Here is a 25,167-nt window from a genome sequence, read left to right as displayed (position 1 = left end):
GCGACATGAAACCCTTCAACGTGTTCCCTTACGGCAGCAACATCGATTTCCTGCGCCTGCGCTGGGTCTCGATGGTGGTCGCCGCCCTGATGATGTTCGTCGCGATCGGCGCCATTGCGGTCAAGGGCTTCAACTTCGCCCTGGACTTCACCGGCGGCACCAGCGTCGAGCTCAGCTTCGCCAAGCCGGTCGACGTCGACGGCATCCGCTCGCGCCTGGACGCGGCCGGCTACACCAGCGCCCAGGTGCAGACCTTCGGCACCGGCAACGAGCTGCTGATCCGTCTGCAGCCCAAGGGCGGCGGCGACGGCAAGGTCGCCGGCAACACCATCAACGAAGTCCAGTCGATCGCGTCCACGGCCGACAATCCCGGCAAGATCAAGGGCGGCGGCTACGTCGGCCCGCAGGTCGGCCGCGACCTGGCGGCCAACGGCATCTGGGCGCTGCTGTTCGTGGTGGTCGGCTTCCTGATCTACATCTCGTTCCGCTTCGAGAAGAAGTTCGCGGTCGCCGCGGTGCTGACCACCCTGCACGACGTGATCGTGGTGGCGGGCTGGTTCGCGCTGTTCGGCCACGAGTTCGACCTGACCGTGCTGGCCGGCATCCTGTCGGTGATGGGCTACTCGATCAACGACACCATCGTGGTGTTCGACCGCGTGCGCGAGAACTTCCGCACCATGCGCGCCGATCCGGAAACCATCCTCAACAAGTCGATCAACCAGACGCTGTCGCGTACGGTGATCACCTCGTTCGTGGCGTTCCTGACCGTGTTCGCGCTGTACCTGTACGGCGGCGGTTCGCTGGAAGGCATGGCGATTTCGCAGATGCTGGGCATCATCATCGGCACCCTGTCGTCGATCTTCGTCGCCTGCCCGCTGCTGACCATGGGCTGGCTGAAGGTGAGCAAGCAGGACTTGATGCCCAAGGCCAAGGACGAGGCGGCGCTGGCGCGCCGTCCCTGAGTCCGGTCGCTTACGGGGCTACGGCCCCGGGCACGAAGAGGCCGCGCGATGCGCGGCCTTTTTCGTTGCTGCCGGGTCCGCCTGTTTTCGCTTTCTGTGGGAGCGGCGTGAGCCGCGATTACCCCATTCGAGCCAGATCCCGCGAGTTCGGAGCGAATCTCGGCTCACGCCGCTCCCACAGAAAGCTGAGGGCTCCCCAGCAAAAAGCCGCGCATGAGCGCGGCTTTTTTTGACGCGGCCTGCCGCCGGGGAGGCGACTCCACTCAGTCGAACGCGGCCGCGTACCCGGTGTTGACGATGCGGTTCTGCAGCGCATCGCAGACCTTGAGGTTGCCGGCGACCAATTGGCGGCCGGCGAGGCCGCGCGAATCCATGGGGCCGGTGCCGCGGCCGCGGAAATCGCTGACCTTGCCGCCGGCCTCGCGCACCATCAGCGCGCCCGCGGCGATGTCCCAGGGCTTCACTCCGGCTTCGAAATAGGCGTCGGCGCGGCCGCAGGCCACATAGGCCAGGTCCAGCGCGGCCGAACCGGTGCGGCGGATGTCCTCGGCCTCGGTCAGCAGCGAATCCACGCACTTGAGGTGGGCGCTGGCGCGCGGGCGCTCGCGCGGCGGGAAGCCGGTGACGATCATGGTGCCGTTGAGATCCTTGCGGTCGGCCACGCGCACGCGCTTTTCGTTGAGCTGGGTGCCGCTGCCGCGGCTGGCGGTGAACAGCTCGTTGCGCAGCGGATCGAAGATCACGCCGTGGACCGGCTCGCCGGCCTCGACCAGGGCGATGGACACGCAGAAGTGCGGAATGCCGCGCAGGTAGTTGCTGGTGCCGTCCAGCGGGTCGATGACCCAGGTGAAACGGCCGCTGCCGATCGAGCCGTTCTCCTCGCCCAGGATGGCGTAGTCGGGCGTGGAACGGCGGAATTCCTTGATGATCTCGGCCTCGGCCAGGCTGTCGACTTCGCTGGCGTAGTCCATCCGGTCCTTCTCGACCACGTTCAGCGCGTCCAGGCGGTACATGTGGCGGAGCAACACGTTACCGGCGGCGCGGGCGGCCTTGACCATGAGGGTGACGGCGGGTTTCTGCATGGCGAACGGCCTCGGAACGGAGGTGGGGGACGGGCTGGCGGGCTGAAAGAACGAACCGGCGCTATGGCCGGGGCGGGGAGTTTACCATTGCGCATGGCGAACGATCCCAAACCCGACCCAACCGACCTCTCGCGGCTGCGCATCGTGCTGGTGGGCACCCAGCATCCCGGCAATATCGGCTCCGCGGCCCGCGCGATGAAGACCATGGGCCTGTCCCGGCTGTTCCTGGTGGCGCCGGAGAAGGCGCCCAACCACGAATCGGCGGCCCTGGCCGCCGGCGCCGACGACGTGCTGGCGGCCGCGACCATAGTCCCGACCCTGACCGAGGCGCTGAGCGACTGCCGTCTGGTGCTGGGCTGCACCGCGCGCAGCCGCCGGGTGCAGCTGGAGCAGCACGATCCGCGTGAGGCCGCCGGCCGCCTGCTGGCCGAGGCCGCGGGCGGGGCCGAAGTGGCGCTGGTGTTCGGGCGCGAGCGCACCGGCCTGGAGAACGAGGAGCTGCAGCTGTGCCACGCGGCCGTGCACATCCCGGCCAATCCCGACTACAGCTCCCTGAACCTGGCCGCGGCGGTGCAGGTGCTGGCCTACGAGCTGCGCATGAGCGCGCTGGCGGCCGCGCCGGCCGCGGCGGCGCCGGTCCGCGACGATCCGCCGGCTTCGCACGCGCAGCTGGAGGGCTTCTTCACCCAGTTGGGCGAGACCCTGGACGCGATCGACTTCCACAAGGGGCGCGCGCCGGAATCGGCCATGCGCAAGCTGCGCCGGCTGTACCTGCGCGCCGAGCTGGACGAGCGCGAGGTGCGCCTGTTGCGCGGCATCCTCGCCGACGCCGAGCGCATGGCGATGCTGGCCGGTCAGCGCCGTTGAGCGCGTGCGGCGGGGCGCAACGCCCGGACCGTGCGAAGTGGTATCGGCCGGCCCCGGTTTCGATTACGCTGCGGCGGGCAGTCCCGACGAGTCACTTTCTTGATCGCTAGCGCGCGTTGCATCGCTGTCCTGCTCGGGCTCGCGCTGGCGGCCGCGGGGCTGTCGGTGCCGGTCCCGGCGCAGTCGGCCGACAGCGATCCCGGGGCGGTGCTGGTGCTGGGCCGGATCAGCGACGATCCCAAGGCCCATTACGAACAACTCAAGCCGCTGCTGGATTACGTGGTCCCGCGCATGGCCAACGTCGGCATCCGCGAAGGCCGGATCCTGATGGCCAAGGACTCGCAGCAGATGGCCAGCTACCTGCGCCGCGGCCGGGTCGACTGGGTCACCGAGACCGCCGGCACGGCGATGCTGCTCAAGCAGCGCGCCGATGCCCAGCCCTTGCTGCTGACCGAGCGCGACGGCACCAGCCATTACCACAGCGTGTTCTTCGCCCGCCGCGACAGCGGCCTGCGCTCGCTGGACGATCTGCGCGGCCACAGCGTGGCCTTCCAGCGCCCGTCCTCGACCAGCGCCTACTTCGTGCCTGTGGCCGAACTGCTGGACCGCGGCCTGAGCCTGGAAATCCTGCTGTCGCCGACCGACCGCATCCAGCACGGCGAGGTCGGCTACCTGTTCGCGCGCTCGGAGCTCAATATCTCCACCTGGGTCCACAAACGCCTCGTCGACGTGGGCGTGATGAGCAACCTGGACTGGGACAATCCGCGGCGCATGCCGCCGGCGTTCCGTCGCGACATGATCGAGATCGGCCGCACCGGCGACTACCCGCGCGCGGTCGAGGTGGTGCGCGGCGACATCGACCCCAAGGTCGAGGCGCGCTTGCGCGAAGTGCTGCTGGACGCGGCCGGCGACCCCGACGCGGGCGAGGCATTGTTGCGCTTCTTCAAGACCACCCGCTTCATGCCGATCGATCCGGCGTCGGCCAAGGCGCTGCAGCGCATCGGCACCGGCGTCGCCCAGGTCCGGTCGGAGGTCGAATGAAGCTGCGCTTCGGCTTGCAGGCCAAGTTCCTGGCCATGATGGCCGTGGCCCTGCTGGTGGTGCTGGCGCTGATCGTGCTGCTGCTCAACCGTCAGGAAAGCATGCAGCGCGAAGTGGTCGGGGTCAGCCGCCAGGCCATGAGCGGCATGATCGCCGACAACCTCAAGCGCCACAGCGAGGGCATGGTCTCGCAGCTGGCCGAATCGCTGGCCAACCCGCTGTACTACTTCGATCTGGACGCGGTCGGCGTGCTCAGCCGCGCGACCCTGCGCAATCCCGGGATCAGCTACGTGCTGGTCTACGACAACGAAGGCAACATCGTCCACGACGGCAGCGAGGAGATCCCGAGCTACGGCAAGCGCATGGACGACCCGATGGCGTTCGAGGTGATCGCCGCGCGCAAGCTGCACACCCAGTCCAGCGAGACCGTGATGGACGTGTCGGCGCCGATCATGATCGGCGACGAGCGCCTGGGCGGCGTGCGCGTGGGCTACGACCTCAAGACCGTGCACCAGTTCCAGGACCAGGCGCTGGGCAGCCTGCGCGGCCGCCTGGACGCGCTGGCCCAGCAGCACATGCTGTGGATCGGCCTGCTCGCCGCCGGTCTGCTCGCGCTGGGCGCGCTGATGGTCTACCTGATCCAGCGCTTCCTGGTGCAGCCGATCCGCCAGCTCGCCGACGCGTCGATGGAAATCGAGGCCGGCCATTTCGATACCAGCACGCCGGCCAGCAACCGCCACGACGAAGTCGGCGACCTGATGCGCGCGTTCGGGCGCATGAGCCAGAGCCTGGCGCGCCACGACCGCGACATCCGGCGCATGGCCTACACCGATGCGCTGACCGGCCTGGCCAACCGCCTGGCGTTCCGCGAAAGCCTGGACCAGCGTCTGCTGCAGTTGCGCGGCGCCGGCCGCCAGCTGGGGCTGCTGTTCGCCGACATCGACGATTTCAAGCGCGTCAACGACACCCTCGGCCACGACGCCGGCGACGACGTGCTGCTGCAGTTCGCCAACCGCATCCAGGAAACCGTGACCCGCCTGGGCGGCGAGGACGCGCTGCTGGCGCGCTTCGGCGGCGACGAGTTCGTGATCCTGGTGCAGGACGGCGACGGCCACGAGGGCGGGGTGCGCGCGCGCGCCAGCCATCTGGCCGACGTGCTGGTGGCCGAGCTGGGTCAGCCGATCGTGGTCCACGACCGCCAGGTGTTCCTGGGCACCTCGATCGGCGTGACCTTGTTCCCCGAGGACGCGTCCGGCGCGACCGCGCTGATGAAGAACGGCGACATCGCCATGTACCAGGCCAAGGTGGCCGGCAAGAACTGCTACCGCTTCTACAGCCGCGCCATGGACCAGGCGGTGGAACGCCGCGTGCATCTGGAGCACGAATTGCGCGGTGCCTGGGACCGCGGCGAGCTCAGCCTGGTCTACCAGCCGGTGTACCGCCTCGGCGACGGCGCCATGGTCGGCGCCGAAGCATTGCTGCGCTGGAAGCATCCCGAGCAGGGCCTGGTCGCGCCGTCGGTGTTCATCGACGTGGCCGAGCAGAGCGGCCTGATCGAAACCCTGGGCCCGCAGGTGCTGCGCGCGGCCTGCCAGGACGCGGTGACCTGGCAGCAGGCGCGTCCGGGCGCGGAGCCCTTGTTCGTGTCGGTCAACGTGTCGCCGCGTCAGCTGCGCAGCGGCGACCTGCCCAACGTGGTCGCGGCCTGCCTGCACGAAACCGGCCTGACCGCGAACCGCCTGCATCTGGAACTCACCGAGACCGCGGTGATCGGCGACGAGGCCCATGCCAGCAGCCTGCTGGCGCGTCTGCGCGCGAGCGGTGTGAAGGTGTGGCTGGACGATTTCGGCACCGGTTTCTCCGGCCTCAGCCACCTGCGCCGGGTGCCGGTGGACGGCGTGAAGATCGACCGCAGCTTCATCGCCGACGTGCTGCGCGATCCCGACGACCTGGCGCTGACCACGGCGATCATCGCCATGGCGCATTCGCTGGGCATCACCGTGGTCGCCGAGGGCGTGGAGAAGGAAGGCCAGTACGCGGTGCTGCGCGAGCGCGGCTGCGACCTCGCCCAGGGCTATTGGCTGGGCCATCCGGTCGCCGGCGAAGAGTTCCTGACCCTGCTGGGCTAACGCGTCGTTCTGCCTTGGGGTAGGAGCGGCGTGAGCCGCGACCGCGAACCTCGGCATTCCGTGCAACTGCCTATCCCGTCGCCGCCGCGGCCGCGACGTCTTGCCGAGGGCTCCGCCGGCCCTTCGTTGGCGCGGTCGCGGCTCACGCCGCTCCTACCCCAATGCACGGGCTTCTGTTTTCTGTGGGAGCGGCGTCAGGTCAGCCTATCGATCCAGCCGCCGATCAGGGTCGCCAGGCTGCCGGACAGCACGCCGAACACCGCCACCGCGATCGAGCCCACGCCCCAGGCCACGGCCATCAGGCGGCCGTCGCGCTCCAGCAGGGCGAACGCGAACAGCAGCAGCAGCGCGCCGAACAGGAAGTTGGTGAACGGGATCGGCAGCGACAGCAGCACGCCCAGCAGCACCAGCAGCAGGCCGGTGAACGCGCTGGCCAGACGGTGGTCGAGCAGGGCCGGCGAGCGCGGGCGCACCAGCTTTTCCAACCGCGTCAGCCACGGCGAAAGCAGATTGCGGAAACGCGCCATGGCGTGGCGATGCGGGCCGCGCCGGGCCAAAAAACCGGGCAGCCAAGGCTTGCGCAGCCCGACCAGCAGCTGCAGGCCGATCAGGATCACCAGCGGGCCGCTGACCGCGCCACCGACGCCCGGGATCGGGATGAAGGCCGGGATGGTGGAGACGAACAGCAGCATGCCGAACGAGCGCTCGCCCAGGCCCGACAGCACGTCGCCCAGGCGCAGCACCTGCGTCGGGTCGCCGGAGGCGAACTCGTCCAGCAGCGCGCGTGTGCCGGCCTCGGGCGCCGGCGGCTCGCGGTCAGCCGGAGGCGTCATCGGCCACCGGTTCCTGGGCGTCCTCGCGCGGCGCGGCGATGCGCTGCAACAGCAGCTTGTCGATGCGCGGTCCGTCCAGGTCGACCACCTCGATGCGCCACACGCCGCTCCAGTCGAAATGCTCGCCCACGTGCGGGATGCGGCCGAAATGCGCGATCACCATGCCGGCGGCGGTGTGGAAGTCGTGCTCGTCCTCGTCCGGCAGACGGCCGCCGCCGACCAGTTCGCGCAGGTCTTCCAGCGCCAGCGAACCGTCCAGCAGGTAGGAGCCGTCGGCGCGCTCGACCACCGGTGCGGCGTCGTCGTCGGTCTCGTTGGTCTGGATGCGTCCGATCACCGCGCCCATCAGGTCGTTGACCGTGACCAGGCCGGTGACGTCGCCGTACTCGTCCACCACCAGCGCCAGCGACTGCTGCTCCTCGCGGAAGATCTCCAGCAGCTTCAGCGCGTGGGTGGACTCGGACACGAACAGCGGCGGGCGCAGGTCGGGGAACAGGTCCGGCGCGGTCTGGTCCAGACGGTCCAGCAGCGACTTCACCTCGAGCACGCCCAGCACGTCGCTGTCGTTGTCGCGATAGACCGGGTAGCGCGAATACGCGTGCTCGCGCATGGTCGCCAGGTTCTCGGCGAAGTCCACGCCGGCGTCCAGCCAGGCGATGCGCGTGCGCGGCGTCATCAGGCTTTCGGCGGTGCGGTCGCCCAGGCTGAGCACGCGGTTCATCATCTTGCGTTCGTCGGCGTCGATCACGCCCTGCTCGTGGCTTTCGGTCACCAGCAGGCGGATTTCCTCTTCGCTGATCTCGCTGCGGGCGTCGTCCTTGATGCCCAGGATGCGCAGCACCAGGCGGTTGATCGACCCCAGGGCGGCCACCACTGGTCGCGCCACGCGCGACAGGCCGTACAGCGGGATCGCGACCGCGCTGGCGATGCGTTCGGGATTGGTCAGGGCCAGGCGCTTGGGAATCAGCTCGCCGAAGATCACGCTGGCGGCGGTGATCAGCGTGATCGCGGTGCCGATGCCGATGGTGCGCGCGTATTCGGCCGCGCCGGGGACGATGTGGCCGATCCAGCCGGCGATGGCCAGACCGATCGATTCGCCGCCGAAGGTGCCGGTCAGCACGCCGATCGCGGTGATGCCGATCTGCACGGTCGACAGCAGGTTGTCCGGGTGTTCGGCCAGGGCCAGCGCCATGCGCGCGCCGCGGCTGGTCTCCGCCATCTGCTTGAGGCGCAGCTTGCGCGAGGTCATCAAGGCCATCTCCGACAGCGCGAAGAAGGCGTTGAGCACGATCAGGCCCAAGACGATCAGCAGTTCCAGCATGCGGACTGCTCCATCGGGTTGGACGTGGGGATGCCAGGGGCGTGAGCGGTGTGCCGCGGGCCAGGCAGGGAGGCCGCGGTAGCGCGGGCGGGCGAAGTTGGGTCGTCGTCCATGGAATAGGGTGGCGGGGGGATGCGCGGTGCCGATCTTAACAGGCGCCGCCGCGCCGGCCGCGTGAGTGGCGGCGCCGGGGCCGGAATCGGAGGGGGAGCGGTCGGTTTCGGGCCCGGAATGGCCGCAAGACGGGCGCAGCTGACACCAAACGGTCATAATCTCGCCCGCAGATCCACCCCCGGACCGTCCGCGGCCGGCACCTAGAGGCTTTCACGCATGTTTTCCCTGCAGACCATCTTCGGCTCCGGCCAGCAGTTCTACACCCTGCTAGACGAGGCCGCCCAGGCCGCCTACGACAGCACCAAGGCCCTGCACGGCATGATGAAGGCCAGCGACCGCCAGCCGGCCCTGGACGCCTTCAAGCTGGCCCGCCAGCGCGAGCGCGCCGCCTCGGACAAGATCGGCCACGCCCTGGTCGACAGCTTCATCACCCCGATCGAGCGCGAGGACATCGAGGCGCTGGGCTCGGCCCTGTACAAGATCCCCAAGCAGGTCGAGAAGTTCGCCGACCGCTACTCGCTGGCCGTCCAGCACCTGGAAGGCATCGACTTCGCGCCGCGCGCGGCGATGCTGGAGCAGGCCGCCTCGGTGGTGGTGGACATGGTCCACGATCTGCGCAACATGAACATCGATCGCATGACGGCGCTCAACGAAAAGCTGCGCGCGCTGGAGAACGAGGCCGACCGCCTGATGCTGGAGCTGTACCGCGACATCTACTCCGGCCGCCTCGACAACCTGCAGATGTTCCTGCTCAAGGAGTTCTTCGAGATCCTGGAGAAGGCCATCGACCGTTGCCGCGAGGCCGGCGTGGTCGCGTACCAGATCGTGCTGAAGAACAGCTGAGGTTCGCCAGATGCTGACTCTGGTCCTGATCGTGATCCTGGCTGCGCTCGTCTTCGAGTTCATCAACGGGTTCCACGACACCGCCAACTCCATCGCCACCGTGGTGGCGACCAAGGTGCTGACGCCCGGTCAGGCGATCATGCTGGCCGCCAGCACCAACCTGATCGGCGCGTTCATGGGCACCGCGGTCGCCAAGACCATCGCCTCGGGCCTGGTCGACACCGACGTGGTCAACGTGACCTCGCAGGTGCTGATCTGCACCCTGCTGGGCGCGATCATCTGGAACCTGATCACCTGGTGGCGCGGCCTGCCGTCCTCGTCCTCGCACGCGCTGATCGGCGGCCTGTGCGGCGCGGCGCTGGCGGCGTCGCAGAACAACTGGACCGCGCTGATCTGGTCCAAGGCCGGCGATGCCGACTGGACCACCAACAAGGGCCTGCTGTGGAAGGTGGTGCTGCCGATGATCACCTCGCCGCTGGCGGGCTTCCTGCTCGGCATCGGCATCATCACCCTGCTGTACCTGATCATCGCCTCGCTGATGAAGGCCGGCGGCCCGCTGGCGCGCATGGCCAAGCCGCGCTGGGTCAACGCCTTCTTCGGCAAGGCGCAGCTGGTGTCGGCGGCCTACATGGGCTTCGCCCACGGCCGCCAGGACGCGCAGAAGACCATGGGCATCATCGCCCTGTCGATCTTCGGCGCGCAGTCGGCCGGCATCCTCGACGACCTGCCGACCTGGCTGGCCTTCCTGCATCCGGACGGCGGCAAGGACGACATCGACAAGTGGGTGATCGCGACCTGCGCCCTGGTCATGGCGGCGGGCACCGCCGCCGGCGGCTGGCGCATCATCAAGACCCTGGGCCACAAGATGGTGAAGCTGCAGACCATCGACGGCTTCGCCGCGGAAACCGCCTCGGCGACCATCCTGGTCACCGCCGCGCACTTCGGCATGCCGGTGTCGACCACCCACAGCATCTCCACCGCCATCATGGGCGTGGGCTTCGCCAAGAACCCGCGTAAGCTCAAGCTGGGCGTGATCGAGCGCATCGTGTGGGCGTGGATCCTCACCATCCCCGCCGCCGGCGGCATCGCCTACGGCCTGTGGCGCCTGATCGACGCGCTGGGCTGGTCCTGAGACAAGCGCAAGCGCCCAATAAGAAAGCCCGCAGCGATGCGGGCTTTTTTGTTGTCTGCACATCGACGAGGTTGCTGCTCTCTGCTTTCTGTGGGAGCGGCGTAAGCCGCGATTGGCTCCGATCTCGCGGAGTACCTCGGTGTGTGGGGTAATCGCGGCTTACGCCGCTCCCACAGAAAGCCGCTCCGACAGATCGTAGGATGCGGCGACAACCGCATCGTCGCGGCCCTGCACCTGCGCCGCGCTGGCACCGATCGCACGCGACGGGAACCTGCCCCGCCGCGCGTCGCTGGCCTTGCCTTACAGCAAGTCCCCATCCGCCGACAGCATGCGCTCCATGCGATCGCCCAGGCCGCCGATTTCAAGCACCAGCCGGTCGATTTCGGCCGCGGCCAGGCCTTCCAGCGGACGGTTCTCGCACAGCTGCAGGTAAGGCACGCCGTCGAGGTCGCCGATGGCCAGATAGCCGACATGGCTCTGCCAGTTGAAGATCAGCGCGCGGCGCGCGTCCAGGCCGGTGGTCGGCGCGATCGCGGTGCTCACGCGCAGGAACGGACGCTGGTCGTCGTCCTCCAGCTCGGACAGGAAGATCGCCTGATGGCGCGTGCCCTGTTCCAGCGACAGTTCGATGCACAGCACCCCTTCGTCGTGCAGGGTGAGGTGGAAGCCGGACTGGGTAAGGTGCTTGCGGATTTGTTCGAATTTCATGGGTCTGCTCCCTGCGGGCTTCTTTGTTCGTACGGCCAGATAGCGCGTCGTGCCATTGGCGGGTAAAAACGCTGCAACGGACACGACAGCCTCTATGCTAACCCCCATGGACTCCGAGGTCGCCGCCCAACGCATCCTCGCCGCGATCCGCGCCATTCCCAAGGGCGAGGTCGCTGGCTATGGCGAAGTCGCGCGCCGCGCCGGCCTGCCCGGGCGGGCGCGCCTGGTCGCGCGCCTGCTCAGCCAGAACGAGGACCGCACGCTGCCCTGGCATCGGGTGCTGCGTTCAGACGGCCGCATCGCCCTGCCGGAGGGCTCCAAGGGCTACCGCGAGCAATGCCAGCGCCTGCGCGCCGAGGGCCTGCGCGTGGAAGCCGGGCGGGTGCTCGGCGTTCGCGCCGCCGCGACGCTGGACGCGCAAATCTGGGGGCCGCCGGACTGAATCCGGCGCTGCGTGCGCGCGCCGTTCCAGGACGCCGCGCGCGCGCAACGGCTACCATAGCCGCATCCCCCGGGAGTACCGATGTTCTCCAATCTGCCGCCCGTCACCAAGGCCTTGTTGATCGCCAACGGCCTGATGTTCCTGTTGCAACTTGGACTCGGCGAAGCCGCCTTCGCTCCTTTCATGCTGTGGCCGCCAGGTGCGGAGAGCGATCCCTACGCCGGCTACGGTTTCATGCCGTGGCAGGTGGTGAGTTACGCCTTCCTGCACGGCAACTTCCCGCACCTGTTGTTCAACATGCTCACCTTGCTGATGTTCGGCGCGCAGCTCGAGCACGTGTGGGGACCGCGTCGTTATCTCACCTACTACCTGGTATGCGTGGTCGGTGCGGCCTTGTGCCAGCTCGCGGTCGGCTACTGGAACATGGCGCAGGGCGGGCAGGCGTATCCCACGCTGGGCGCTTCGGGCGGCATCTTCGGTCTGCTGCTGGCCTATGGAATGCTGTTCCCGAACCAACGCGTGATGCTGCTGATTCCGCCGATCCCGATGAAGGCGCGCACGCTGGTGATCATCTACGGCGTGGTCGAGTTGATGCTGGGCATCACCGGCCAGCAGCCCGGCGTGGCCCATTTCGCCCATCTGGGCGGCATGCTGTTCGGCTGGCTGCTGATCCGTTACTGGCGCGGGCAGCCGCCGTTCGGCAAGCCGAAACCGCCACGGCCGCGGCTGGTGCGCTGACCGCAGGGCGATGGCCCGGCAAAGAAAAACGGCGCGGAATCCGCGCCGTTTTTTTATGTCGCCGCGCCATGCCGGCGCCGCGATCGATCACGGGAAAATCGTGATCCGCTGTTCCGGCTTGGCCTGCATCGGCTGGCCGGGCTTGCAGGTGTAGGCCTCGCCGAAGCTGGGCTGGTTGAACAGCGGCCCGTTGGTGCGCCACTGGCCGGGCGCGTGGACGCTGGTCGCGGCGCGCTGGGTGTAGACCTCGTTGGTGGCCTGCTGCGCCCACAGCCCCGCCCAGGCGCGGTAGAACGACTGGTCGGCGTCCTTGGACGGGGTCGGCACTTCGTTGCGGAAGGTCTTCCACGCCAGTTCGACGCCGGCGATGTCGGCGATGTTCTCGTCGCGGGTCTGCTGGCCGTTGACCTTCACGTTCTTCAGGCCGGGGTACTCGTACGCGCCGTACTGCGCGGCGACGCGGTTGCCCAGCGCTTCCCAGGCCGCGGTTTCGGTCGGGGTCCACCAGTCGCGCACTTCCTGATTGGCGTTGACCAGGCGGCCGCGGCTGTCGAAGCCGTGGCTGAGTTCGTGGCCGACCAGGGCGCCGAAGGAACCGTATTGCGAGGCGGCGTCCTTGCTCATGTCCAGCACCGGCGCCTGCAGCACTGCGGCGGTCACAATCAGGCGGTTCTGGGCGATGTCGTAGGCCAGCGCCGGATCTTGCGGCAGCACGTCCCAGCGGCGGTCGGCGTTGCCGCGGCCGATGCGCTTCATCTCTTCGCGATGGCGCCAGGTCGAGGCGATCAGCATGTTGCTGCCGAAGCTGCCGCGGCCCATCGGCTGCACGGAGTAGTCCAGGTCGCGGTGCGGGGTGCCGACTTCGATCTTGAGCTTGGCCAGCTTGGCGCGCGCCTCGGTCTTGGCCGATTCGCTGAAACGGGTTTCGGCGTCGATCGCCTTGCCCAGCGTCGCCAGCACCTGCGAGGCGATTTCCTCGGCGCGCTTGTCGGTGGCGGCCGGCAGGTACTTGGCGGCGTATTCGCGGCCGATCATCGGGCCGGCGGCGAGGTTCATCGCGTCCAGCACGGCCTGCTGACGCGACGGCGGCGCGCTGCCGCGCAGGATGCGGCCGTGGAAGTCGTACTGGGCGTCGCGGAAGGGCTTGGCCAGGTAGGGCGCCATCGAGTCGCCGACGCGCCAGCGCAGGTAGACCTTCCACTGCTCGGGCTTGAGGGTGCCGACCAGGTTGTCGAGTTCGGTGAACAGCTTGGCGTTGCCGATCGAGACGCTGTCGTCCTTGACGCCCTGGGCCTTGAGGAAGTCGCCCAGCTGCAGGCGCTTGTACTGCTTGGCCAGCGCGGCGACCTGCACCGGCGCGTAGTGGCTGCGCAGCTGGCGCAGTTCCGGCAGCGACTGCGAGGCGCGCGCGATGCGCGTCTCCAGGTCGATCACCAGCTGCGACTCGGCCGCCAGCTGCGCCTGCGGCGTGCCGGTCAGGGCCAGGATCTTCTGCACGTAGTTGTTGTAGTAGCCCAGCAGCTGGTGGGTCTCGGCGTCGCTGCGGGTGTAGTAGGCCGGATCGGGCAGGCCCAGGCCGCCCTGGCCGAAGTAGCCGATGTGGCGGTTGAGATCCTGCAGGTCGACGTCGGCGGCGAAGCTGAACGCCACCGGGATACCGACCTGGTGCAGGGCGGCGATCGAGGCCGGTACGTCCTTGGCCTTCTTGATCGCGGCGATGCGCGACAGCAGCGGCGCGATCGGCTGGGCGCCGTCGCGTTCGACCGCGACCTCGTCCAGGCCGCTGGCCCAGAAGTCGCCCAGCAGCTTCTGCACGTTGCCCTGCGGCGCGGTCATGGCGCCGTTGAGCAGGTCCAGGGTCTGCTGGCGGGTGCGCGCGTCCAGCAGCTCCAGGGCCGACACCGAGCCGGCGCCGGAGGGCAGGGGGTTGCCGCGCAGCCAGTCGGCGTTGGCGTTGGCGTAGAAGTCGGTGCAGGCGGTGGCGACGGCGGCGGCCTTGGGCTTGGCGGGTGCGCGCTTCTTCTTGGCGGCGTCGGCGGTCGGCAGGGTCAGGCCGGCGATCAGGCTGAGGGCGAGGGCGCAGGTAAGCGGGCGTAGGGTCGTCATCGCGGATTCCGTCCTGGTGATCGGGCCAGTTTAACAAGCGCCCGGCGCTTGCCTATGAACGGGTTTCGCGGTTGCGGAAGCTGGCGGCGGCCTGGGCGCGTTCCGGCCCGAAAAAAGCGAAGGCCCGGGAAACCCGGGCCTTCGCGCCTGCCGACGAGGGCAAGTACCACGTACCGGTGCCGCCGCGTACGGCGGCGCCGGGATTTACCAGATCACGACCTGCTTATCGCCCTCGCGCACCATCGGCGCGCCCGGCTTGCACGAGAACGCCGCGGCGAAGGCCGGCAGGTTCGACGGCGCGCCGATCGCGCGGAAGTTGGCCGGCGCGTGCGGATCGGTGGCCAGGCGCACCTTCAGCTCTTCGGGCTTGAAGTTGCGGCGCCACACGGTGCCCCAGTTGAGGAAGAAGCGCTGGTCGCGGGTCAGGCCGTCGGTCTTCGGGTCCGGCTGGCCGGCGGTGGCCTTGACCATCGCGTCGTAGGCCGTGGCCAGGCCGCCCAGGTCGGCGATGTTCTCGCCCAGGGTCAGCTTGCCGTTGACCTTGGCGCCTGGCATGGCTTCGTAGCCGTTGAACTGCGCGATCAGCTTGTCGGTACGGCCGGTGAAGCCCTTGGCGTCGGCCGGTTGCCACCAGTTCTCGAAGTTGCCGGTTGCGCCGAAGCGGCTGCCCTGGTCGTCGTAACCGTGGGTCATCTCGTGGCCGATCACCGCGCCGATGCCGCCGTAGTTGGTGGCGTCGTCGGCGTTGGGGTCGAAGAACGGCGGCTGCAGGATGGCGGCCGGGAACACGATCTCGTTCTGCAGCGGGTTGTAGTAGGCGTTCACCATCTGCGGCGGCATGCCCCACTCGGTGCGATCGACCGGCTTGCCGACCTTGCTCAGGTTCCACTTGTAGTTGAACTCGACCGCGGCCATCACGTTGCCGTAGTAGCTGTCGCGGTTGGTCTGCAGGCCGGCCCAGTCGCGCCACTTGTCGGGGTAGCCGATCTTGGGCGTGAAGGCGGCCCACTTGTCCATGGCCTTCTTCTTGGTCTCCGGGCTCATCCAGTCCAGCTTCTCGATGCGGACCTTGAGCGCCTCGCTGAGGTTCTTGACCAGGGTCTCCATGCGCGCCTTGGACTCCGGCGAGAACGCGACCTTGACGTACATCTGGCCCAGGGCTTCGCCGACCTGCTCCTCGACGGTGTCGAGCACGCGCTTGCTGCGCTCCTTCAGCTCGGCCTGGCCGCGCAGCGTCTTGCGGTAGAACTCGAAGTTTTCCTTGACGAAGTCGTCCGACAGGTAGGGCGAGGCGCTATCGACGGTGTGGAAACGCAGGTAGCTCTGCCACTGCGCGGCCGGCACGTCGCCGAGCATGTTGCTGACTTCCTTGTGGAAGTCGGGCATCGCCAGCGAGAACATCTTCGGCACGGCCACGCCCTGCGACTCGATGAACTTGGTCCAGGGGAAGTTCGGCGCCAGCTTGTCGGCGTCGGCCGGGCTGACCGGGTTGTAGTACAGGCCGGCGTCGCGCGAGAGCTGCTCGCTGGTCTTGGAGACCTTGGCCAGACGCGTCTCGAACGCGATCACGTCCTTGGCCTGCTTGGCCGCGTCGGCGGCGGCGATGCCGCTGAGCTGCAGCACGTTGGCGATGTGGGTCTCGTACGCGGCCAGCTTGTCCTTCTTCTCCGCCGAGGTGTAGTAGGTCGGGTCCGGCAGGCCCAGGCCGCCCTGCGAGGCGTAGGCGATGTTGTTCTTGGAGTCCTTGAAATCGGCCTCGGCGCCGAAGCCGAACAGCACGTTCTGGCCCTTGGCGGCGCTGCTGCGCAGGTAGTCGGCGATCTGGTCCTTGTTCTCGAGCTTGGCGATCGCGTCGAGGTCGGCCTTGATCGGGCTGATGCCCTGCGAGTTGATCTTGCCCGCGTCCATGCCGCTGGCGTAGAAGTCGCCGACGATCTTGTCCACGCCGGTGGCGTTGGGCAGCTCGGCGGCCTTCTCGGCCAGCTGCTTCTGCACCGCGGTGGAGCGCTCGTCCAGCATTTCGAACGCGCCCCACGAGGTGCGGTCGCCGGGGATGGCGTTGGCGGCCAGCCACTTGCCGTTGACGTAGCCGCCGAAGTCGGTGCACGCGTCCTTGCTGGTGTCCAGATCGCTGACCTGGAAGCGGTTCACGCCCGGCAGCTTGCTGTCGTCGATCTTCACCGCGCCGGCATCGGCGGTGGGCTTGGCGGCGTCGGCGGCCGGCGCGGCCTCGTCCTTCTTGGTGCAGGCGACCATCGCGGTGGTGATGGCGAGGGTCAGCAGCAGAATTTGGGGTTTCTTCAGGGTCACAACGGGCTCCGGCCTGACGGCGTTTGGGAGTAGGGCAATGGCGACCGCCCCGGCCGGGGCGTGGCAGGACAATAGACCCCTTCGGCGCCGCAAGGGGGTGTCGAAGGTCATGGCGGGGGCTTGCGGCGTCCTGCGTTGCCGCTGGCGCGGGCCCGCGCGCGGCCGCCGCCGTGCCGGCCCCGCCGGCCGCCAGCTTCGGCATAACTTTTGCTCGCTCCCCGGCATACTCTGGCCCGGACGCGATCAACTCGCGGCACCGGGCAGGGAGCCAGGGCGGTTCCCCCCCGCGCGTCGCGCCGGAGGGATTCGATGAAGAAGCTGATGTTCACCGCGGCGGCCGTAGCGCTGGCCGCCCCTTTGCTGTTGGCGGCCGGGGCCGTGCGCGGCGCCGATGGCGAGGGCTATTCGCCGCGCGGCGAGCTGGTCTATCGGATCGTGCGCAAGTGGGGGCCGCACGTGCAGGAGGCCTACCGCACCGATCTGGGCCAATGGGCGCGGCAGATGGGGCCGGTATTCGCCAAGTCGCCGATGAGCGCGCTGCAGCGAGCCGCCGACGCGCGCGATTTCGAAAGCATGAACGACGCGCTGCTGGGCAAGGCCGGTCTGCGCTCGGCGGGCCAAGTCACGCCCACCGCCATCGGCAACCCTACCGCCGATCTGACCTTCGTGCCGATCGCGCCCTGCCGCATCCTCGACACGCGTCTGGCCGGCGGTCCGATCCTGGCCAACAGCACGCGCGACTTCGATGTCGCCTCGGTGGTCGACTACAGCGGCCAGGGCGGCGCGGCGGGCAACTGCAACGGCGTCGGCGCGGTCGGCGGGTTCGCCGCGGCCATGGTCAACTTCGCCGTGGTCACGCCCGGTTCGGCCGGTTACATCACCGCGTATCCCTACCAAAGCGCGCGCCCGGTGGCCTCCAACGTCAACTACGCCGGCGGCGACATCGTCGGCAATCTGGCGGTGGTGACCTTGGATACCAGCGCGGCCGCCGCCGACATGACGGTGTACTCGTATGCGCAGACGCATCTGGTGGCGGACATCGTCGGCTACTTCATCGCGCCCACGCCGACGCCGCTGCAATGCACGACGGTGCAGACCATCAGCACCATGAACGGCAGCGCGTCGTTCACCGGCACCTCGCCGGTCTGCCCGGCCGGTTACACCAAGATGGGCGGCTACTGTCAGGCCACCGGCAACGCCGGTCGCGTGGTCGCGTCCTATCCCAACGGCACGCTGCACCAATGCGTGTTCACCAACGAAAGCCCCACTGCCATGCAGGTGATCGTGTACGCGGAGTGTTGCCGTCTGCCCGGGCGTTGACCGGTTGCGGCAGGATTTTGCGTGTAGTCGAAAAGCCCGCCGCGTGCGGGCTTTTCGCTTTCGTAGGATGCGCCGGCACGCTGTGAGGGTAATCGCCTAGGCCGTCCTATCTCAGCGATGCGCGTGTAAGCGATTTTTCGCCTCTTTGCGCTTCTGTCGTTAGGCATTACCCCTAAGAAGTACGCGAGCGATTCCTCCAAGTGATGCGGCTGAAAGTGTGACGTGTGTCCTATTTCGCCACGGGTTCTCGTCCTTCTCGATAGTCGGCGATCGAGTCCACGGGGGACCCGGCCCGCGAATCTAAAGGGGATACACGATGAACAAGTTGATTCTGGCCGCCGGTCTGTTCGCGCTTGCGCCCATGCTGTCGCAGCCGGCCGATGCCGCCGGTCGCGGCGCGCGCGGCGAACTCGTCTATCAGGTCGTCAAGAAGTGGGCGCCGCACGTGCAGGAGGCCTATCGCGCCGACATGGGCACGTGGGCGCAGAACATGGGTCCGACCTTCGCCAAGGCCTCCATGGATCAGTTGCAGCGCGCCGCTGACGCGGACAGCTTCGATGCGATGAACAGCGCGCTGACGCCGCAGTCCGGCGTGGCCAAGGCCAAGGCCGACGTCTCGCCGATGGCGCTGGGCGATCCCGCGACCGATCTGGTGTTCGTGCCGGTCTCGCCTTGCCGCCTGTTCGATACCCGTCTGGCCGGCGGCGCGATCGCGGCCAACACCGTACGCAGCTTCGACGTCACCGCGGTGTCGGACTACAGCTTCCAGGGCGGTAGCGCCAGCAACTGCAATGGCGCGGGCGCGGCCGGTTCCTTCGCCGCGGCGGTCATCAACCTGACGGTGGTGACGCCCTCCGGCGCCGGCTACATCACGGCGTTCCCGTTCGGTGGCACCCAGCCGTTGTCGTCGAACGTGAACTACACCGCCGGCGCCATCGTCGCCAACCTGGCCACGGTGGCTTTGGACCAGGGCGCTTCGGCCAATGAGATGTCGGTGTATACCTTCGCCCAGACCCATCTGATCGGCGACATCGTCGGTTACTTCATCAACCCGCAGGCGACCGCGCTGCAGTGCGTCGAAGTCGACGGCTCGGTGCTGAACCTCGCGGCGGGTGCTGCCGGCAATGCCTTTGCGGGTACCTGCCCTGCAGGGTATACCGCGGTCGAAACGCAGTGCCGTCCTTCGATCTTCGGCATGCGCGTGGCGGGCAGCTGGACCTCGCATTGCAATATGGTCAACGACAGTGCCTCGGCTGGAACGGTCACCGCGACGGCGCGTTGCTGCCGCGTGCCCGGTCGCTGAGTCGACGCTCCCAGGCGTAATCTCCGAAGGCCCGCCTCGCGCGGGCCTTCGCTCTTGTGGAGCCCGCGCGCATGCGCGAAGGTGCGGACTTGGGCCGGACACGGCCGCCGCTATCGGAGCGTCGCGATGAAGGTGCATTTCCACGGAGCCGCCGGCGAGGTCACCGGTTCGCTGCACGAGGTCGAGGCCGCCGGCCATCGCCTGCTGCTCGACTGCGGCATGATCCAGGGCAGTCCCGAGGCCGAGGCGCGCAACGCCGATCCGTTTCCCTTCGACGTCGCCACGCTGGACGCGCTGGTGATCAGCCATGCCCATATCGACCATATCGGCCGCGTGCCCTTGCTGGTGCGGCGAGGATTCGCCGGTGCGATCTACGCTCAGGCCGCGACCGCCGAACTGATGCGGATCATGCTGCTGGATTCGGCCCATATCGCCGAGAGCGAGGCCGAACGCGGCAACCGGCGTCGCCGCGCCGGCGAAGCCGAGGCGGTGCCGCTGTACACGCAGGCCGACGTCGAAGCCGCCATGGCGCGCGTGCGGCCGCTGCCTTACGACCGGCGCGAGACGATCCTTCCGGGCGTGGAGATCGCCTTCCGCGAAGCCGGACACATCCTCGGCTCGGCCTCGGTCGAGGTGCATGCCGACGGCCGCGCGCTGGTGTTCTCCGGCGACCTCGGCCCCAAGGGCACGCCGATCCTGCGCGATCCGGCGCGCATCGAGCAGGCCGACCTGGTGCTGATGGAGTCGACTTACGGCGACCGCCTGCACCGCGATCGCGCCGAGACCATACGCGAGCTCGGGCGCATCCTAGACGAGACCTGGCGCGACGGCGGCAACGTGCTGATTCCGGCGTTCGCGGTCGGGCGCAGCCAGGAGCTGCTGTACTGGTTCGCCAAGCATTGGGACGAGTGGCAGATGGCGCGCTGGCAGATTTTTCTGGACAGCCCGATGGCGGCCAAAGTGGTCGGCGTGTACGACCGCCATGCCGACCTGTTCGACGAAGACGCGCAGCAGGTCTGGCGCGACAAGCCCAACCCGTTCCGCCTGCCGAACCTGCGCCTGACCGAATCGAGCGAAGAGTCGATCGCCATCAACAGTGTGGAGCGCGGCGCGATCGTGATCGCCGGGTCCGGCATGGCCAACGCCGGCCGCATCCTGCACCACTTCCGTCATCGCCTGGACGATCCGAAGACGCGCGTGGTGTTCGTCGGCTACCAGGGCGAGGGCACGCTGGGGCGGCGCCTGGTGGACGGCGCCAAGTGGGCGCGCATCCACGGCCGCGACGTGCGCGTCAATGCGCAGCGCCACACCGTCGGCGGCTTGTCGGCGCATACCGACCAGCGCGGGCTGATGGAGTGGTACGGCGCGATCGCCGGACATCCGCCGCTGGCCTTGGTGCACGGCGAGGACAAGGCGCGCGAGGCGCTGGCGGGCGAGGTCGGCGAGCGTTATGGCGTCAAGCCGGTGCTTGTGCGGCCGGGCATGCGCCTGGACGTGTAGCCCACGGTCTGGCGCATCGGCGCGCGCGGCGCCTTGCCGCCCATGCCCCGTTTGCGTAGCGTGGCGCCGGAACCTGGGGAGCCGAGTATGCGTATCGTGTTGGCGGCCTGCGTGGCCGCGGTGTGCGCCTATGCGCCGGTGCAGGCGCGCGAGTTGCTCAAGAGCGGGCCGATCTGGGAAAAGAGCATCCTGGCCAAGTCGGGCCAGGAACGCGGCTGCTTCTTTGCCACGGTGTCGCGCAGGGAGGGCGGTGTCTACCTGGTATCGACCTTGAATCTGTACTTCCGGCGCGAGCCCGAAGATAAGCGCTACTCCACCGCGCAATTTTCCATGGATAGCTACGACCGCAGGCTATTGGTATGGGGAAAGAATGATTTCGTCGTGGAAGGCGATACCGGCGACGTGCTCGAAGCCTGCGTCGCGCCGGGCCGTTACGCACTATCCAATTTCAGCTTCTACGCCGGCTCCACGATCGTCACGCCTATCGCGTTCGAGCCGATCGCGTTCGAGGTCGAAGCCGGGCGCGATTATTACCTGGGCAACTTCCATATGGAGCCGGGTAAGGAGCGGCGCGTGCTGGTGCGCGATCGCTTGCAGCGCGACGCGGCGCTGATCCGCCAGCACGCCAAGCGCGCGCCGGCGACCGAACTGCTGGCGACCGTGTTGCGCGGAAAGCACGGCGATGGCGGACTGATGCCGAACCGGCTCGAGGTGCTGCGCCGGATTCTGGATGGGTCCATGGACGCGGGCTTGGTCCCGGGCACGCCCTTGCCGGTGCCTCCGCCTCCGCCTGCGCAGTACCGCCGTCCGGCCGCGATCAGTGCGCCGCCGGCGGCACCGCGCGCCGCAGCGCCAGCCACTCCCACAGCGCCACCAGCACCAGGATCGCAGTGGTGGCGACGCCAAGCGCCAGCGCCGACAGGTGCAGGGGATGCGCCGCCGCCGTCAGCGCCAGCAGCGCGGCCAGACCCGCCAGATGCGACAGAGGCGGCGTCCGACGGTCGTTCGTCGTCCACTTGAACAGCGCGTTGCCGAGCAGGTACAGGGCCGGTCCGCCCAGGATCGCGGCGAGGCCGGCTTGGTCGACGTGGCCGGGATGCATCAGCACGATTTCGTCGGCGACCGCGCAGACGATGATGCCGCCCACGATCAGCAGGTGCTGGTAGGTGTAGGCCATGCGCGCCTGCCGGCCCGGATCGGCGGCCTGGGCGATGCGATGGCTGGCGCGTTCGGCGCCACTGTCGAAGTAGATCCACCACATCGCCACGCTGCCGACGAAGGCGCTCACGAACGCGGCGCCGTGCACGCCGTCGAAGGGCAGTTGCGAAAAGGTAGCGCCGGTGACCAGGATCGACTCGCCCAGGGCGATGATCACGAACAAAGCGCAGCGCTCGGCCAGATGCCCGCCGTCCACGTCCCAATCGGCGATGGTCGAGCGACCCAGTCCCGGCACCCAGAAGAAGGCGAACGGGCCGATGTACTCGATCAGCAGCGCGCCCAGCCACCAGGCGTAGCGTGCCTCGCCCTGCGCCAGGCCGCCGGCGATCCATAGCGTCGCCGAGACCAGCAGCCAGACGCCGATACGGGCGAAGTTGCGGAACAGGGCGGCGTTGCGTCCGCGCAGCGCATACATCATGAAAGCGGTGCGTCCGACCTGCATGGCCGCATAGGCGCAGGCGAACAGCAGGCCGCGTTCGCCGAACGCCCGTGGCAGCGAGCTCGACAACAGCAGCCCGCCCAGCATCAGCGCGAACAGCATCAGCCGCACCGGCGGGGTTTCCGGGTCCAGCCAGTTGGTGCACCAGGAGGTGTAGATCCACACCCACCACACCGCGAAGAACAGCAGCAGCGTCTGCAGCGCGCCGGCCGGGGTGAGGTGTTCGAGCAAGGTGTGCGACAGCTGGGTGACCGCGAACACGAACACCAGGTCGAAGAACAGCTCGACCATGGTCACGCGGCCGTGCTGGTGGCCGCTGCGGTTGCGCAACAGGGTGCGGGCGGAAGCGCTCATGTGGCCCGCTCAGCGTCGCGGCGGGTGGCCGGCGTGGGCGATCAGCAGCAGCAAGCCGCCGATCAGGCCCACGTTCTTCATGAAATGCAGCAACTGCGCGCCGCGCTCCGCGCCGGCCAGGCTCCAGAACGGATGCGACATCGCCGCGTCCACGGTCATCAGCAAGGCGGCCAGGCCGGCGGTCCAGCGCAGTTTCCAGCCGCTGGCGATCAGCAGGCCCAGCACTAGCTCCACCGCGCTGAAGGCGAGGGTCGCCGGCGGTGTGGCCACGCCGCTCCAGGCGTTGAGCAGGCGATACAGGCCCAGCACGATGAAGACGCTCGCCATGAGCGTGCGCGCGGTGGTGGCGAGATTGCGGTTGTCCATGGCCCGCTCCCCAGGCTGGTCGGATGCGGCTGCGATGCGTCCGGCCGAGACGGATCCCGCAGCGATGGATGCGCTCGTCTTGGCGTGGCCGCGTGCCCGCCGGGCGCTAAGGCCCTTTCTACCAGCCCGCGCGCGATCCTGCATGGCCCTGCACGCTGCGGCGCCTACCGGTGCACGACGTACCCGGCGGCGGAAAACCGGCCGATCGCGCCGGCGAGCCTCACCGTCGCTGGTGCTCGCCGACCCTCGGAATTTAGGGGGCATTCAAGCCGGAGGCGCGTCTGCCCCGCAGGCGGCAGACCCGCGCGGAGCGGGTCGGGCGGACGCCGGGCCGCATCTACGGCGGCAGAACCGGCCTGAAGCTCCTCGCGGGCGCGTCTCGCCGGGTCGGCCGTTTTTTCCTGCCCACACAATAATTTAGCTGGCGGAACCCGACGCTTTCGCGTAAAGTGGCCCCTGTTCAGCGCACGGCTGCCTCCCCCGCAAGGGGTACGTTTCCCAGGTTGCCTGCCGCATCGCAATGAGTCCCAAGACTCGCCGATCGGCTTTATCCCGCACGTCTTTCGTAGCGCCGACACGGTCCGGAGCATCCGGTACCGTCATTTCGATTACTCGCAGCGCGGTTTTAGGGAACGCTCCGAGTGACTCCGCGACTTCGGTCGGCGGATCATCAGTACTTGGAGTTTCACATGACGTTTGAATCCCTCGGGCTTGCGCCCGCGTTGCTGCGCGCGCTCGCCGAGCAGAATTACGACACCCCGACCCCGATCCAGGCCGAAGCGATCCCGCTGGCCATGGCCGGGCACGACCTGCTGGGCGGCGCCCAGACCGGCACCGGCAAGACCGCCGCGTTCGGCCTGCCGCTGCTGAACCGCCTGTCCAAGCTCACCGCCGCCAATGGCCCGCGCAAGCCGCGCGCGCTGGTGCTGGTGCCGACGCGCGAACTGGCGGTGCAGGTCAACGACAGCCTGCGAAGCTACGCCAAGCACCTGCGCCTGAGCATCTGCTCGATCTACGGCGGCGCCGGCATGGGCCCGCAGGTCGACATGCTGCGTCGCGGCGTCGACGTGCTGGTCGCCACCCCGGGCCGCCTGATCGATCACATGGAGCGCGGCACCGCCAAGCTCGACGCGATCGAAGTGCTGGTGCTGGACGAAGCCGACCGCATGCTCGACATGGGCTTCCTGCCCGCGATCAAGCGCATCCTCGGCCGCGTCCCGCCGCAGCGCCAGACCCTGCTGTTCTCGGCCACCTTCGAGGCCGAGATCAAGAAGCTGGCGCTGGAGTTCATGCGCGAGCCGCAGCAGGTGCAGGTGGCCGCCAACAACACCATCGCCGACACCATCGCCCACAAGGCGCATCCGGTCGACGGCGGCCGCAAGCGCGACTTGCTGATCCGCATCCTCGGCGAGCGCAGCACCGACCAGGTGCTGGTGTTCGGCCGCACCAAGCACGGCTGCAACCGTCTGGCCGAACAGCTGGAAGACGCCGGCCTCAAGGCCGTCGCCATCCACGGCAACAAGAGCCAGGCCCAGCGCCAGAAAGCCCTGCGCGACTTCAAGGCCAACAAGGCCCGCGTGCTGGTCGCCACCGACGTCGCCGCGCGCGGTCTGGACATCCCCAACCTGCCGCTGGTCATCAACTTCGACCTGCCCATGGTCGCCGAGGACTACGTCCACCGCATCGGCCGCACCGGCCGCAACGGCGCGACCGGCGAAGCCCTGTCGCTGGTGTCGCCGGACGAAGGCGGCCTGCTGCGTCAGATCCAGCGCATCCTCAAGGACGACATCCAGATGGTCACGGTGGCCGGCTTCGAGCCCAGCCGTCCGATCCGCATGGGTTCCGATGCGCCGGGCGCGCGCCGCCCCGGCGGTCAGCGTCCGGGCGGCAACAACGGCCCGCGCAAGCCCTCGCACCGTCCGCACGGCAAGCCCGCTCCGCGTCACGCCCACGCCGGTGCCCAGCACCGCGGCGGCGGCCGCAACGGCGGTGGCGGTCAGCGTCGCGGTGAAGGCGCGTAAGCGTTTCGCAGCGTCGAT

20 protein-coding genes are annotated in these 25,167 nt (G+C 68.6%); 12 read left to right on the top strand and 8 right to left on the bottom strand.

Annotation, left to right across the window (positions count from 1 at the left end):
- Positions 1 to 5 precede the first annotated feature (5 nt).
- Positions 6 to 962, top strand: coding sequence for a protein translocase subunit SecF (secF, locus tag LVB77_RS15560; protein WP_232906996.1), 957 nt, complete (start codon positions 6 to 8; stop codon positions 960 to 962).
- A gap of 263 nt (positions 963 to 1,225) precedes the next feature.
- On the opposite strand, the gene LVB77_RS15555 is transcribed toward secF, so the two are convergent.
- The gene (locus tag LVB77_RS15555; RefSeq protein ID WP_232906995.1) at positions 1,226 to 2,044 is read right to left on the bottom strand and encodes an inositol monophosphatase family protein; all 819 of its coding nucleotides are present in this window, start codon (positions 2,042 to 2,044) and stop codon (positions 1,226 to 1,228) included.
- A 93-nt stretch (positions 2,045 to 2,137) separates the two neighbouring features.
- Here LVB77_RS15555 and LVB77_RS15550 point away from each other — a divergent pair, with 93 nt between their 5' ends.
- The 3 genes from LVB77_RS15550 to LVB77_RS15540 all read left to right on the top strand — a co-directional run bounded on the left by LVB77_RS15550 (position 2,138) and on the right by LVB77_RS15540 (position 6,081).
- The gene (locus LVB77_RS15550) at positions 2,138 to 2,911 is read left to right on the top strand and encodes an RNA methyltransferase (protein WP_232906994.1); all 774 of its coding nucleotides are present in this window, start codon (positions 2,138 to 2,140) and stop codon (positions 2,909 to 2,911) included.
- Positions 2,912 to 3,055: 144 nt separating this feature from the next.
- Positions 3,056 to 3,952 (top strand): phosphate/phosphite/phosphonate ABC transporter substrate-binding protein, encoded by an 897-nt coding sequence (locus tag LVB77_RS15545; RefSeq protein WP_232910316.1) that lies wholly within the window; start codon positions 3,056 to 3,058, stop codon positions 3,950 to 3,952.
- Complete coding sequence (locus tag LVB77_RS15540; protein WP_232906993.1) at positions 3,949 to 6,081, top strand: EAL domain-containing protein; 2,133 nt, start codon at positions 3,949 to 3,951, stop codon at positions 6,079 to 6,081. Before LVB77_RS15545 ends, LVB77_RS15540 begins: the two co-directional genes overlap by 4 nt.
- A gap of 194 nt (positions 6,082 to 6,275) precedes the next feature.
- Here the strand turns inward: LVB77_RS15540 and LVB77_RS15535 are convergent, their stop codons facing one another.
- On the bottom strand, positions 6,276 to 6,914 hold the full coding sequence (locus tag LVB77_RS15535) for an exopolysaccharide biosynthesis protein (protein ID WP_232906992.1): 639 nt from the start codon (positions 6,912 to 6,914) through the stop codon (positions 6,276 to 6,278).
- Positions 6,898 to 8,235, bottom strand: coding sequence for a hemolysin family protein (locus LVB77_RS15530; protein WP_232906991.1), 1,338 nt, complete (start codon positions 8,233 to 8,235; stop codon positions 6,898 to 6,900). Before LVB77_RS15530 ends, LVB77_RS15535 begins: the two co-directional genes overlap by 17 nt.
- 330 nt (positions 8,236 to 8,565) lie before the next feature.
- On the opposite strand from LVB77_RS15530, the gene LVB77_RS15525 reads away from it, so the two are divergent.
- Positions 8,566 to 9,192: a pit accessory protein gene (locus LVB77_RS15525; RefSeq protein WP_232906990.1), complete on the top strand. Its 627-nt coding sequence runs from the start codon at positions 8,566 to 8,568 to the stop codon at positions 9,190 to 9,192.
- A 10-nt stretch (positions 9,193 to 9,202) separates the two neighbouring features.
- The gene (locus tag LVB77_RS15520) at positions 9,203 to 10,324 is read left to right on the top strand and encodes an inorganic phosphate transporter (RefSeq protein ID WP_232906989.1); all 1,122 of its coding nucleotides are present in this window, start codon (positions 9,203 to 9,205) and stop codon (positions 10,322 to 10,324) included.
- Between the two features lie 300 nt (positions 10,325 to 10,624).
- Here LVB77_RS15520 and LVB77_RS15515 read toward each other — a convergent pair whose 3' ends face one another.
- Positions 10,625 to 11,032 (bottom strand): hypothetical protein, encoded by a 408-nt coding sequence (locus LVB77_RS15515; protein WP_232906988.1) that lies wholly within the window; start codon positions 11,030 to 11,032, stop codon positions 10,625 to 10,627.
- A gap of 94 nt (positions 11,033 to 11,126) precedes the next feature.
- Here LVB77_RS15515 and LVB77_RS15510 point away from each other — a divergent pair, with 94 nt between their 5' ends.
- Together LVB77_RS15510 and LVB77_RS15505 are read left to right on the top strand one after the other, a co-directional pair.
- On the top strand, positions 11,127 to 11,474 hold the full coding sequence (locus LVB77_RS15510) for an MGMT family protein (protein ID WP_232906987.1): 348 nt from the start codon (positions 11,127 to 11,129) through the stop codon (positions 11,472 to 11,474).
- Positions 11,475 to 11,555: 81 nt separating this feature from the next.
- The gene (locus tag LVB77_RS15505) at positions 11,556 to 12,212 is read left to right on the top strand and encodes a rhomboid family intramembrane serine protease (RefSeq protein WP_232906986.1); all 657 of its coding nucleotides are present in this window, start codon (positions 11,556 to 11,558) and stop codon (positions 12,210 to 12,212) included.
- A gap of 87 nt (positions 12,213 to 12,299) precedes the next feature.
- Here LVB77_RS15505 and LVB77_RS15500 read toward each other — a convergent pair whose 3' ends face one another.
- Together LVB77_RS15500 and LVB77_RS15495 are read right to left on the bottom strand one after the other, a co-directional pair.
- Positions 12,300 to 14,318, bottom strand: coding sequence for a M13 family metallopeptidase (locus tag LVB77_RS15500; protein WP_232906985.1), 2,019 nt, complete (start codon positions 14,316 to 14,318; stop codon positions 12,300 to 12,302).
- 204 nt (positions 14,319 to 14,522) lie between these two features.
- The gene (locus LVB77_RS15495; RefSeq protein ID WP_232910314.1) at positions 14,523 to 16,574 is read right to left on the bottom strand and encodes a M13-type metalloendopeptidase; all 2,052 of its coding nucleotides are present in this window, start codon (positions 16,572 to 16,574) and stop codon (positions 14,523 to 14,525) included.
- A 363-nt stretch (positions 16,575 to 16,937) separates the two neighbouring features.
- Between LVB77_RS15495 and LVB77_RS15490 the strand changes: the two genes are divergently transcribed.
- From LVB77_RS15490 to LVB77_RS15480, 3 genes are all read left to right on the top strand, one after another.
- Complete coding sequence (locus tag LVB77_RS15490; RefSeq protein ID WP_232906984.1) at positions 16,938 to 17,948, top strand: hypothetical protein; 1,011 nt, start codon at positions 16,938 to 16,940, stop codon at positions 17,946 to 17,948.
- 316 nt (positions 17,949 to 18,264) lie between these two features.
- Positions 18,265 to 19,251, top strand: coding sequence for a hypothetical protein (locus LVB77_RS15485; protein ID WP_232906983.1), 987 nt, complete (start codon positions 18,265 to 18,267; stop codon positions 19,249 to 19,251).
- Between the two features lie 126 nt (positions 19,252 to 19,377).
- Complete coding sequence (locus LVB77_RS15480; protein WP_232906982.1) at positions 19,378 to 20,751, top strand: MBL fold metallo-hydrolase; 1,374 nt, start codon at positions 19,378 to 19,380, stop codon at positions 20,749 to 20,751.
- 817 nt (positions 20,752 to 21,568) lie between these two features.
- Here LVB77_RS15480 and LVB77_RS15475 read toward each other — a convergent pair.
- Both LVB77_RS15475 and LVB77_RS15470 read right to left on the bottom strand, forming a co-directional pair.
- Positions 21,569 to 22,762, bottom strand: a complete 1,194-nt coding sequence (locus LVB77_RS15475) for a low temperature requirement protein A (protein WP_232906981.1) — start codon at positions 22,760 to 22,762, stop codon at positions 21,569 to 21,571.
- A gap of 9 nt (positions 22,763 to 22,771) precedes the next feature.
- On the bottom strand, positions 22,772 to 23,128 hold the full coding sequence (locus LVB77_RS15470) for a DoxX family protein (RefSeq protein WP_232906980.1): 357 nt from the start codon (positions 23,126 to 23,128) through the stop codon (positions 22,772 to 22,774).
- 689 nt (positions 23,129 to 23,817) lie between these two features.
- On the opposite strand from LVB77_RS15470, the gene LVB77_RS15465 reads away from it, so the two are divergent.
- Entirely contained in the window at positions 23,818 to 25,149 is a 1,332-nt protein-coding gene (locus LVB77_RS15465; RefSeq protein ID WP_232906979.1) for a DEAD/DEAH box helicase, read from the top strand.
- Positions 25,150 to 25,167: the final 18 nt, after the last annotated feature.

Origin of the sequence: Lysobacter sp. 5GHs7-4, assembly GCF_021284765.1 — a bacterium.
Lineage (GTDB): Bacteria > Pseudomonadota > Gammaproteobacteria > Xanthomonadales > Xanthomonadaceae > Lysobacter.
This window is presented reverse-complemented; position numbering and strand designations above follow the sequence as displayed.